We start from the raw sequence: 12,729 nt of genomic DNA on the forward strand, positions 1-12,729 counted from the left end.
ATCCCCTGCTCCACTACACTTTATGCTTTACCCCAACATTTGACAAAGAACCTAAATATTGCTCTTATTTACTGTTTCAAACTCATCGGTAATCTCTTTGGCAGGCGGAGCATCAAGTAGGCTTACAACATAGATGGCCAGGCAAGAAAAGAGGAAACCTGGTACGATTTCATAGAGTCCAAACAAGGCTAACTGTTTCCAAACCAGCACGGTTATACCGCCGACGATAATGCCCGCTAATGCTCCGTTACGGGTCATTCGTCTCCAGAAAAGTGATAGGATAAGTGTGGGGCCAAAAGCGGCACCAAACCCAGCCCAGGCATAAGCCACCATGTCTAACACAAAGTTATTGGGGTCTAAGCCGATAAGGATGGCGATAATGGAGACACCCACAACGGTTAGGCGACTCACCCACACAAGCTCTTTTTCACTCGCGGTTTTGCGAATTAAGGCTTTGTAGAAGTCTTGTGACACCGCTGAGGCAGTAACTAATAATTGGGACGAAGCGGTACTCATAATGGCTGCTAAGACGGCGGAGAGAATGAGACCGGCAAAGAAACTGGAAAATAGGTCATGCGTCATTACCATAAACACAGTTTCGACCGCCGAACCTTCAAGCGGCTGCTTGAGATAGACCCGGCCAACCATACCGACGAGAACAGCGGCGGATAGTGACAGGATGACCCAGGTCATGGCAATATTGGTGGCTTGCTTGAGTTCTGATGATGCTCGGATGGCCATAAACCTAACTAAAATATGTGGCTGGCCAAAATAACCAAGGCCCCAGGCCAAGAGCGATATGATTGCAATCCATGATAATGGTTTACCCTCAGGTGTAGTAAACGGATTAAACATTTCAGCATTAAGTGTGGATAAGGCCGCACTTGTCGCTACGGGCCCACCCATCATAAAGGAAGCTGTAATCGGCACAGCCAGGATGGCAAAAAACATCATAACCCCCTGGACAAAATCTGTCCAACAAACCGCCATGAAGCCGCCGAGAAAGGTGTAAAACACTACTACAAAAGCACCTAAGATCATGGCCCAGGTATAAGGAATACCAAATACAGTATTAAACAATTTACCGCCGGCAACAAAACCGGAAGAGGTATAAATTAAAAAGAAAATAAGAATAAATACGGCTGACATGATGCGGAGTATCTGGGAGTTATCCCGAAACCTGTTTTGCAAATAATCAGGCATGGTTAGCGAATTATTAGCAATCTCTGTGTATTTTCGCAACCGGGCAGCGATAAAATACCAGTTTGCCCAAGTACCGAGAATCAGGCCCAGTGCAATCCAGCCTGCCCCCAAGCCTGCCACATAGGCGTATCCTGGCAGCCCCATGAGCATCCAACCACTCATATCAGAAGCTTCTGCGCTCATCGAAGCAACCCAGGCACCTAATTTGCGGCCGCCTAATATGTAGTCAGACATATTTTGCTCTTTTCGCCAGTAGTAGATGCCGATGGACATCATTGCTCCTAAGTAGACAATAAAAGCAATAATGATGCCAGTATCCAGTTGTAACATAGCTATATCCCCTCTCAATCATATGGTTGAATTATACCGTGGAACTGTAAAAAAATGCAATAGGTAGATAATTTATTGTACAGTATACAAATAAAAACTTTGTACGTTAATCGGCAGATAGTTGTATAAAGGTTTGCTCTCAGTGTACCCATCCAGTGTTTGCAGCAAGTCAGGGCCGTTAGTGTGAGGCAAATTGGGTTTTGACAGTGTTGACTGCTTTGGGATACAATATAGTGGTCTGGTACTAGGTATTGCTAAATATTGCACAGGAGTATAAAAGAATGAGTGTTTTAACTGTAGAAAATGTATCACATGGTTTTGGTGCTCGCACCATTTTGGCTGGAGCTTCTTTTCGGCTGTTAAAAGGCGAACACGTCGGCCTTATTGGTGCTAATGGTGAAGGTAAATCTACTTTTTTAAATATTATTACTGGCCAGCTCATGCCAGATGAAGGCAAAGTGGAATGGTCCAACCGGGTAACCGTCGGGTATCTTGATCAGCATTCGGTTTTAACCAAAGGAAAAACCATCCGTGATGTGCTCAGAGAAGCCTTTCAGAACATGTTTGATCTGGAAGCTGAGATGCTGGGGCTGTATGACAAAATGGCGGAAGCTACTCCCGAACAAGTGGAAAAGATGATGGAAGAGGTCGGCGAACTGCAGGATATGCTCGAAACCGGCGGCTTCTATATGATTGATGCCAAAATTGAAGAGGTAGCCAATGGCCTGGGGTTAGGTGAGATCGGCCTTGACCGTGACGTTGCCGACCTGAGTGGCGGGCAGCGTACCAAGGTGTTGCTTACTAAACTGCTTCTGCAAAATCCTACGATTCTGATTCTGGACGAGCCTACGAACTACCTTGATTTTGAACATATTGAGTGGCTGAAAAAATATCTGAAAAACTATGAAAATAGTTTTATTTTGGTATCTCACGATATTCCGTTTTTGAATGAAGTGGTCAATGTCATTTATCATGTGGAAAATGCCGTACTCACTCGCTATACTGGCAATTATGAGCAGTTTCAGAAAATGTACGCCATTAAAAAGAACCAGGAACATCGGGCGTATGAACGCCAGCAGCAGGAAGTGGAGCGGCTGGAGGACTTTATTGCCCGCAACAAGGCGCGGGTGGCAACCCGGGGGATGGCCAACAGCCGCCAGAAACTTCTGGATAAAATGGAGATACTGGAAAAACCGCGGGAAAAGCCCAAGCCAACATTCCAGTTCCGCGAGGCCCGGACTCCCAGCCGTTTTATTGTTGAAGCCAAAAATCTGGTGCTTGGCTATGATGAGCCGCTGACTAAGCCGGTTGATATTACGCTGGAACGCGGCCAGAAAGTGGCTATTCGGGGAGTCAACGGTTTAGGCAAGTCTACCCTTTTAAAAACATTGTTAGGTTATATCCCACCCATTGAGGGTCAGGTGATCCTGGGGGACTACCTCTATCCCGGCTATTTTGAGCAGGAATCCAGCCGTCACAATAGCAAAACGGCTATGGAGGAAGTGTGGGATGAATTCCCGGGACTAACCAACTTTGAAGTCCGGGCGGCGTTAGCGAAGTGCGGGCTGACGAATGAACATATTACCAGCCAAATGATGGTATTAAGCGGGGGCGAGAGTGCCAAAGTCCGGTTGTGCAAACTTATGCTCAAAGAAATTAACTGGCTGGTGCTAGACGAACCGACAAACCACCTGGACGTTGATGCTAAAGCCGAGCTGAAACGAGCTCTCATGGAGTTCAAAGGCACCATATTGCTTGTATCCCATGAACCTGATTTTTACTGGGACTGGGTTACTGACGTATGGAATGTGGAAAACTGGACAACTAAGATTGTATAACTCAATAGATAAAGGCAGGCTGCTTTGCTGTTTAGCCAAAGCGGCCTGCCTCTTGTTATTTCTATTGCATGTATGACCAACTCCTAATGATTAACATAACTAAGGTTTGTTAACTATGTGCAAATCCATTTTGCGATAAAAAAGTGGGTTTTCATAATCACAAGGATATGGTATAATTCGAACTATGTTAACGAATTTTTCCCGAACGTTCGGAAACGGAGGAGAAAAAATGTTCACTTTACGTCATGTAGTGCAACCGGCAACGCTAGCAGAGGCGTATAGCATATTAACAGCCAAGAAAAGCAATGCCGTACTTGGTGGCTGCGCCTGGCTGCGGCTGGGTTCTCAAGTTATCCACACCGGAGTAGATTTGTCTAACCTCGGGCTGGATTATATACATAATTATTCCGACTATATTGAAATCGGGGCTATGGCTACTTTGCGTGATGCGGAGACCAATCAGGCGCTATGTGAGCATTTCTGCGGGATAGTGCCCAAGGCGGTAAGCAATATTATTGGGGTACAGTTCCGTAATGTTGCCACCGTTGGGGCATCGGTATTTTCTCGGTTTGGTTTTTCGGATCTGCTTCCTGCCTTATTGGTGTTGGATGCAGAAGTTGAGTTATATCACGGCGGCCGTATGCATTTGGCTGAATTTATGGATATGCCCCGCGCTAAAGATATTTTGGCTAAAATCATGATTCCAAAAACGAATCGCAGTGCCGCCTATCAGGCGCTGCGAAATTCAGCCAGCGATTTCCCGATTCTTACCGTGGCAGTATCCCGGTTGGGAGCCGAGTGGAAGATTGCAGTAGGCGCACGTCCCACTAAGGCCAGACTGGCTTTTGAGGCAGCTAACCTGCTGTCGGGTGGTACGATTACCATGGAGGTCATGGAACAAGCAGCCAAAGCGGCAGCTAAGCTGCCTTTTGGTGACAATATGCGTGCTTCGGCACAGTACCGTAGGGCCATATGTGAAGTACTGGTTAAACGGGCAATTGCGGAGGTGGCAGGATGCAAATCGAACTAATTATCAATGGGCAGCAAGTGTCTGTAGACGTTCATCCCGATGATTTTCTGGTTGACACCCTGCGTAAACAGGGACTGTACAGTGTCAGAAGAGGTTGTGATACTACCTGCTGCGGCCTCTGTACTATCTGGCTTGATGGTAAACCAACACTCTCCTGCTCGACATTATCATTTAGGGCCCATGGCAGGCAAATTACGACCATGGAGGGTTTGCTAACCGAAGCTGAAGAATTCGCAAAGTTTATGGCTGCAGAGGGTGCCGACCAATGTGGGTATTGCAGCCCGGGATTTATTTTAACCGTACTGGCGATGAAGCGGGAATTGGCGAACCCTACTGAGGAACAGATTGTACATTATCTCACAGGCAATTTATGCCGCTGTACTGGTTATCAAGGACAGCTTAGAGCGGTTAAGAAATATCTGGGGGTAACATCGTCATGAAATATATAGGTAAAGGCTTGGCCAAAATAGATGCTATGGCTATTAGCACCGGCAAACCAGTATATACGGAAGATTTGGCTCCGGCCAATGCGCTGGTGGTAAAAATTTTGCGAAGCCCTCACGCTTTTGCCCGGATTACAGCGATTGATACGAGCAAAGCCGAGAAAATCAAAGGAGTAGAATGCATTCTCACCTATAAAGATGTTCCGCAAGTCCGGTTTACACTGGCGGGCCAGTCATATCCTGAACCTTCGCCGTATGACCGGCTGATTCTTGATCCGATTGTGCGGTATGTTGGTGACGAGGTCGCTATTATTGCCGCAGTTGATGAACAAACTGCCAACGCGGCAATTAAACTCATCAAGGTTGACTATGAAGTGTTTGAGCCAGTACTTGATTTTGAACAAGCCATTGGCCATCCTTCTGTCGTCCATCCTGAGACAGATATTATCTGCAATTTTCCGATTGGTATGGATAAAGACCGTAATATTTGTGCCTCCCATACGCTGGAAGTAGGTGATGTTGAACAGGAACTCAAACACTGCGACATTGTGATTGAAGAAACCTATTATACCCAAGCGCAGGCACATGCCATGATGGAAACCTTCCGCTCTTTTACTTACCTTGATCATGCCGGCCGATTGGTGATTGTCAGTTCCACGCAAGTACCTTTTCATATTCGTCGGCAAGTAGCCAGAGCGCTGCAATTACCTGCCAGCAAAGTGCGGGTCATTAAGCCTCGAATCGGCGGCGGTTTTGGTGGTAAACAGACTGGATCGGGTGATGTCTTTGCTGCACTGGTTACATTAAAAACCGGAAAACCGGCCATGTTTATTTATAGCCGTACGGAAACCTTCAGTGCTACCACTAGCCGTCACGCGATGCGCCTTAAGGTCAGATTGGGAGCTGACAAGGAAGGGTTTATCCGGGTCATCGATATTGAAAATTTATCTGATACCGGCGCTTACGGCGAACACGCGTCTACCACGTTTGCGGTATGCGGTGACAAGACGCTGCCGCTGTATAATAAAACGCGGGCAGTGAGGTATCATGGCCATGTTGTGTATACCAACAAGATGCCGGCAGGAGCACTCAGAGGCTATGGTGCCACCCAAGGAACGTTTGCCTTGGAATCGACAGTTAATCAATTGGCGGCTCGACTTAATATGGACCCAACTGAGCTCAGACTTAAAAATATAATTAAAGAAGGCGAAACCAGCCTTGTTTATCACGGGAAAGTGCTCAACAGTTCAGCGCTTGATCGCTGTATTGCCAAAGGGAAAGAACTGATTGGCTGGGATGAAAAGTATCCCCGCCGACAATTACCTAACGGCAAAATACGTTCTGTCGGCATGGCAGTGACGATGCAGGGCTCAGGAATTGCCGGTATTGATACCGCTTCTATCGAAATTCGTCTTACTGATGCCGGCGAATATACTCTGCTGACAGGTTCAACCGATATGGGGACAGGCAGTGATACCGTGTTGGCGCAAATTGCCGCCGAGGTATTGGAAACATCACCCGAAAATATTGTTGTACATGCAGCCGACACGGATGTTTCGCCCTATGATCCGGGCTCATATGCTTCCAGCACAGCTTATGTTACTGGTATGGCTACATTGCAAGCGGCAGAAGACTTGAAGCGGCAGATGATTAACCAGGCGGCTAAGTACTTGGCAGTGAATCCGGAACAAATCGAGTTTGATGGTCAGTCACTTAAAACTCTTGATGGCAGTAAGTCAATGACAATTGCCAAGCTGGCCGAATTGCAAGTGCTCGGGGAAGGAAAACGGCAGTTAGTGGGGTTTGCCACCTACGGTTCTCCTATATCGCCGCCTCCATTTATTGCCGGATTTGTTGAAATAGAGGTTGACCCTGAAACTGGTGTGGTTGAACTGATCGACTATGTAGCGGTGGTGGACTGTGGTACTGTGCTGAATGCGAACCTGGCAAGAATTCAGGTAGAAGGCGGAATTGTACAAGGTATTGGTATGGCGATGTATGAAGATGTTCACTATAGTCAGTATGGCAAGATGCAGACCAATACCTTTATGCAGTATAAAATCCCTTGCCGGAAAGATGTCTGCAAGATTACGGTAGCCTTTGAATCCAGCTATGAACCTACTGGACCGTTTGGGGCCAAATCCATCGGAGAAGTAGTTATTAATACGCCTTCACCAGCCATTGCCCATGCGGTGTATAATGCAGTAGGTGCTAAGATAACTCGGTTGCCGATAACCCCGGAAAAAGTATTTATGGGAATGAAAAGATAGATTATGTAGGTGTGATTGTCAGTAATAACACCATTCCATGGTATTTATAAATAAATTTTATAAAACTACGTAGTTAGTGAAAATGCAGAACTGTAAGGAGGAAAATCTGTGAAAGACAATCAAATGAAACACCCTGTCGATGAGATGTTGCCGTTAGGACAACTGTTTACCTATGGCTTGCAGCATGTGTTGGCAATGTATGCAGGTGCGGTGGCTGTGCCGCTCATTATTGCTAATGCACTGGGTTTGAGCAAAGAGCAACTGATTTACCTCATTAATGCGGATTTGTTTACCTGCGGTGTTGCTACCTTGATTCAGACCTTAGGTTTTTGGAACATGGGAATTCGCATACCGATTATTCAGGGTGTAACCTTTGCAGCCGTAACTCCGATGATTATTATTGGTCAAACCCATGGCTTGACAGGTATTTATGGTTCTGTTATTGTTGCCGGTCTTGTGACCTATTTGATGAGCCCGTACTTTAGTCGACTTATCCGTTTCTTTCCCCCGGTTGTGACTGGTACCATTATTACCATTATCGGTGTAACCCTTATGCCAGTGGCAGTACGCTGGGCGGCTGGCGGTAACCCGGCAGCGAAAGATTTTGCCTCTTTCCCGCACATTTGTATGGCGCTTATAACGTTAATGATTGTATTGTTTTTTTATCGTTATTTTAAAGGGTTTTTGAGCAATATTGCCGTTCTCATGGGACTGCTTTGCGGCACTGTTATCGCCTGGATGTTTGGTATGGTTAATTTTTCTCAGGTGGCTGAAGCGAATTGGCTGGGAGTAACCACTCCGTTTGCCTTTGGTATGCCTACCTTTGATTTGGCATCCATTGCTGCTATGGTTCTAGTTATGTTGGTTGTCATGACTGAGACAACCGGTGACTGCATTGCTGTTGGCGAAATTATTGACAGGCCGATCACCAAGGAAGATTTGACTCGCGGACTTAGGGCTGATGGTTTCTCAACCATCTTGGGCGGTATTTTAAATAGTTTCCCCTATACGGCGTTTGCCCAAAACGTGGGCTTGGTCGGATTAACCAGAGTCAAAAGCCGGTTTGTTGTGGCTGCTGCTGGTGCAATCTTGATTATTTTGGGCTTATTCCCCAAGTTTGCTGCCGTAGTTTCGGCCATTCCCAATTCGGTATTAGGCGGAGCAGGTATTGCGATGTTTGGTATGGTAGCTGCCAGTGGTATTAAAACCTTGTCCAAGGTTCAATTTGACGGAACTCACAATATTATGGTCGTTGCCGTAAGTATGGGGGTCGGTATGATTACCCTGGCTGTTCCTAACTTTTATCACCATTTTCCTACTTGGGCGCAGGTCATTCTCCACAGCGGTATTACAGCCGGCAGTGTGGCCGCCATTATTCTGAATGCCATTTTAAATGGTACTGATAAACCGGCCGAGGCTGCTATTGGTAAGCAGGAATATATAGGTTAAATTGATAGCGAGTAAGTTAAAGGCGGCAGCACGCAAGTGACTGCTGCTATTTAGCTTGCGTGTCCGGCTTATGGGTTTGGTAGTGAGAACATATAGTTGGCATTAACAAGCGAATACCTCGCATGTTACAACTTCTACTCTTGCTGTTTTCTTTTTAGAGATATTAAGCAAGGGTGGAAGTTTTTTTATATTATATTTTGGGATTTAATTGTAGACTGTAGACAACTTGTGAAAAAGTAATGGTTTAAAAATTAGTGGAAGTAGATAGCTTATGTGCTATTGTTGCGAATAATTACATGGGATTATCTTATTGTCTTTAAGTTATTAGTGACATAAAAGCGTTTGTAGAACTTGATTAATTCTGAATTATTTAACAAAACGGAAGGGAAAATGTCGTATTTGGTCGAAATTAACAAAATAGGTTATCAAAGGGGAGATAAGAGGATGCATAAGGACGAGTTAGGTAATAACAAGGTTGATACTCGACAAACTTCGGCGCAAGAATTATTGAATGAATTAAAAGCAATCATCGAATCTTCCTATGATGGTATATTTATTACTGATGGCAATGGTGTTGTCTTGCGCGTGAATCATGCGTATGAACGGATCACTGGTCTTAAGAGCAGTGATCTAGTGGGTAAGAACATGAGGAATCTAGTAGCAGAAGGGTATTATGATGTGTCAGCAACGTTGTTGGTCATGGAGAAGCGTGAGCGGGTTACGATTAATCAAAAAGTTAAGGGTACCCATGAAATATTAGTTACAGGAAATCCCATATTTGATGAGCAAGGTCATTTGTTTCGGGTTGTAACGAATGTTCGGGATATTACTGAACTGGTTAATTTACAAAAGCAATTGATAAAAAATCAAGAAAAAACATTGAAATATCAGACCGAATTATCCCATTTGCGGGCACTGCAAATTCACGATCATGAAGTCATTTTCCGCAGTACGAAAATGGCCCAAGTCATTGAGCTTGTTAAAAAGTTAGCGGATGTTGATTCTACTGTTTTGATTACTGGCGAATCAGGTACAGGGAAAGAACAAATTGCCAAATTAATACACAAACATGGAAAAAGCGCATCAAAGCCGTTTATTAAAATTAACTGCGCCGCTATTCCTGAACAATTGCTGGAATCAGAACTATTCGGTTATGAGGGAGGAGCCTTTACTGGGGCTAAAAAGGAGGGTAAACCCGGACTTTTTGAATTATCAAATAACGGAACGCTCTTTCTTGATGAAATAGGCGATTTGCCGCTCATGCTGCAAGTTAAGCTACTTAGGGCGATACAAGAGAAAGAGATTATGCGGGTTGGGGGTACTAAGCCAATCGCTGTGAATACAAGAATCATTGCAGCCACTCACAGGGATATAGCCAAGATGGTAAAGGAAGGGAAGTTTCGCCAAGATCTGTATTATCGCCTAATGGTAGTACCGATTGAGTTGCCGCCTTTGCGTGAACGAAAAGAAGATATTCCGCTATTAATTATGCATTTTGTTGATAAATTTAATCGGCATTTTGGATACAATAAAAGAGTTTTGCCACAGGTAATTGATAAGTTGGTGGAGTATTCCTGGCCTGGTAATGTACGTGAGTTAGAAAACGTCATTGAACGTATGATGGTAACCGCAGCAGGTGAAGAGATCACTATGGATGTTTTACCGGAAACCATTCGCAATAGAACGTTTTTTCCCAAGCGTGGAACCAAATTAAAGAAGGCGGTAGAACAAGTAGAAGCTTATCTGCTTACTGAAACGTATAAAGAGTACGGCTGTTGGCGAAAGGTGGCTGAAGTATTAGGGATAGATAGAACAACCGTTTTTCGTAAGGTAGCTAAATATGGCTTGGCGGATAAGTAGTTGTGCAACAATGCAAATGTTGCATTGTTGCACAAAGCTTAATAATCCGGAGCTTAATAGCTTTCTTTTTTTTTTGGCGTTGCATTTATGCAACGCCAAAAAAATTATAAGCAATTATTGCACATATCGAAAAAGAAAGAAAAAACAGACTTTAATTTATTTTGGCACGATTCTTGCTTTAGTAGATTAATAGATAGTGATTAAAACAGGCAAAGGAGGTACACAATTTCAAGTTTAGAGTGAATAAGGTATGGCGTTGATTTTGCACTAATGTTAACAAAAAAAAAGGAGGTATTAGTATTAGTATGAGTTGGTTGGGTCCTGTTTACAAACGAAACCATGGTGAAGCGCAGCCGTATATTCCGCTGGGGCCGTTTCAATTGAGATTACCATTTATTCATTATCGTTTTGAGCTTCCTGATTTTATTCAGGGATTGCTAATGTCTGCCGTTTGTCTTGGTGTTATTCCATTATTGCAAGACTATCTGGGGATGCCTTTTGAAATTGCTATCACTATCGTTATTTTGAATGGTTTCTTTTACTTATGGCACGCACATTTGGGCGACCCTGTTATTCCGGGGTGGATTACACCTGCAATACCGCTCCTGTTGTTATGGCTAAAGACATTCCCGGAAGGGGTTGCCCGGATGCATGCGCTAATTGCCTTTGAATTCGAGTTAGGCGTTTTTGCACTGTTGTTAGGGGCAACTGGATTAGCGAAAAAGTTTGTTGATATTGTGCCTGATGCGCTTAAAGCCGGTATCTTAATTGGCGCCGGTTTTGCGGCAGCTAGATTAGTTTTTGTTGAGAATGGGCATTTTGATCACTATCCTATGACAATTACCATTGCAATTGGTTTTGCTTTCTATATTTTGTTTTCCAACCATTTTAAGACTCTTAGAAACAAACATATAGTTTTTAAATATCTTTCCGATTTAGGCCTGATGCCTGCTCTCGCATTGGCAATTGTGATTGCACCTCTAGTAGGCGAGCTGCCTTGGCCGACAATTACTTGGAGTATTACTGTTCCGCAGTTTTACACCTTGTTTACTGAATGGACTCCTTTTGCCGAAAGAATTGGTTTTCCTCCACTTCATCTATATGTGAGTGCATTGCCTTTGGTAGCGGCTACTTATGTAGTGTTGTTCGGTGAATTGATTCAGGCTGAGGCACTTATTGACGAAGCGCGTGAATTCCGTCACGGCGATGAAAATGTGCATTATAATCCTAACCGCAACAATATTATTTGCGGTATTCGTAATATGAGCATGTCATTGTTAGGACCAGATGTATCCATGTGCGGTCCGTTATGGGCAGCGATGCAGGTGGTAACCTGTGAGCGTTATAAACATGGCCGGGAAGCTATGGATAGCTTATTTGGCGGTGTGGCTTCTTTCCGTTGGGGAACATTTGTCAGTTATTTTATGATGCCGATAGTTACCTTGGTTAAACCCATTCTGCCTATTTCCCTCTCGTTAACCATGTTGGTACAAGCTTTTGTAGCTGTTCGGGTAGGGGTACTAAAAGGGCGTACATTTAATGATTTGGGTGTTGCCGGTATCGTAGGTGCGGTATTGGTATCCCGTGGTGCCGCCTATGCAATTGGTGTAGGTGCTATCCTTTGCCTCCTGATTTATGGTAAAGACTTTTTCCGGAATTGGTCTACTTACGATAAGACAAAAGACCCAGTGTTTAATAGCAGAATTGAGGAAGAATAATTTGCTTACTATTTGTTTGCCGTCAATTTGGCAGACATTCTAAAAAATTAAGGTAATTTTTTAAGGGGGAATTTACCATGGCATTAAAAACACCTCAGGAGTATGAAGAAAGTTTACGCAAACTCAATCTTAAGGTGTATCTGCAGGGGGAACTTGTAAAGAATCCAGTGGATCATCCAATTATCCGGCCATCCATGAATTCTGTAAAAATGACGTATGAATTGGCGCAAGACCCTCAATATGAGGATCTTATGACAGCAACGTCTCATCTTACTGGGAAGAAAATCAACCGCTTCTGTCATTTGCACCAAAGTACCGATGACCTTGTTAAAAAAGTAAAAATGCTGCGTTTATTAGGACAAAAAACCGCTTCCTGCTTCCAACGCTGCGTAGGTATGGATGCTATCAATGCGGTGGCTAGCACCACTTTTGAAATGGACCAAAAGCTGGGCACAAACTATCATGACCGTTTCACCAAATTTTTACTGAAAATGCAGGAAGAAGACTGGACCGTAGATGGTGCCATGACTGACCCTAAAGGGGACCGTGGTCTGTCGCCAAGCAAGCAGGCGGATCCTGATTTGTATG

At 44.3% G+C, this 12,729-nt stretch carries 9 protein-coding genes; 8 read left to right on the top strand and 1 reads right to left on the bottom strand.

Translation table 11 applies throughout. The features are described 5' to 3' along the window. Window positions 1-51 precede the first annotated feature (51 nt). Complete coding sequence (gene putP, locus AC29Z1_RS05855; RefSeq protein ID WP_488270521.1) at window positions 52-1,533, bottom strand: sodium/proline symporter PutP; 1,482 nt, start codon at window positions 1,531-1,533, stop codon at window positions 52-54. A gap of 281 nt (window positions 1,534-1,814) precedes the next feature. On the opposite strand from putP, the gene AC29Z1_RS05860 reads away from it, so the two are divergent. The 8 genes from AC29Z1_RS05860 to AC29Z1_RS05895 all read left to right on the top strand — a co-directional run. Beyond that, window positions 1,815-3,371, top strand: coding sequence for an ABC-F family ATP-binding cassette domain-containing protein (locus tag AC29Z1_RS05860; protein ID WP_488270522.1), 1,557 nt, complete (start codon window positions 1,815-1,817; stop codon window positions 3,369-3,371). A 229-nt stretch (window positions 3,372-3,600) separates the two neighbouring features. After that, entirely contained in the window at window positions 3,601-4,401 is an 801-nt protein-coding gene (locus tag AC29Z1_RS05865; protein WP_488270523.1) for an FAD binding domain-containing protein, read from the top strand. Further along, the gene (locus AC29Z1_RS05870; RefSeq protein WP_488270524.1) at window positions 4,386-4,841 is read left to right on the top strand and encodes a (2Fe-2S)-binding protein; all 456 of its coding nucleotides are present in this window, start codon (window positions 4,386-4,388) and stop codon (window positions 4,839-4,841) included. Before AC29Z1_RS05865 ends, AC29Z1_RS05870 begins: the two co-directional genes overlap by 16 nt. Continuing rightward, window positions 4,838-7,114, top strand: a complete 2,277-nt coding sequence (locus tag AC29Z1_RS05875) for a xanthine dehydrogenase family protein molybdopterin-binding subunit (protein WP_488270525.1) — start codon at window positions 4,838-4,840, stop codon at window positions 7,112-7,114. Before AC29Z1_RS05870 ends, AC29Z1_RS05875 begins: the two co-directional genes overlap by 4 nt. 123 nt (window positions 7,115-7,237) lie before the next feature. Continuing rightward, window positions 7,238-8,563, top strand: a complete 1,326-nt coding sequence (locus AC29Z1_RS05880) for a nucleobase:cation symporter-2 family protein (RefSeq protein WP_488270529.1) — start codon at window positions 7,238-7,240, stop codon at window positions 8,561-8,563. Window positions 8,564-9,007: 444 nt separating this feature from the next. Then, window positions 9,008-10,423: a sigma-54 interaction domain-containing protein gene (locus tag AC29Z1_RS05885; protein ID WP_488270526.1), complete on the top strand. Its 1,416-nt coding sequence runs from the start codon at window positions 9,008-9,010 to the stop codon at window positions 10,421-10,423. Window positions 10,424-10,728: 305 nt separating this feature from the next. Further along, window positions 10,729-12,141 carry a hypothetical protein gene (locus AC29Z1_RS05890; protein ID WP_488270527.1) on the top strand — a complete coding sequence of 471 codons (1,413 nt, stop codon included), beginning with the start codon at window positions 10,729-10,731 and terminating at the stop codon, window positions 12,139-12,141. A 77-nt stretch (window positions 12,142-12,218) separates the two neighbouring features. Continuing rightward, a partial coding sequence (locus tag AC29Z1_RS05895; RefSeq protein WP_488270528.1) for a 4-hydroxyphenylacetate 3-hydroxylase N-terminal domain-containing protein occupies window positions 12,219-12,729 on the top strand: 511 nt, incomplete at its 3' end.

Source organism: Sporomusa sp., from assembly GCF_057736855.1.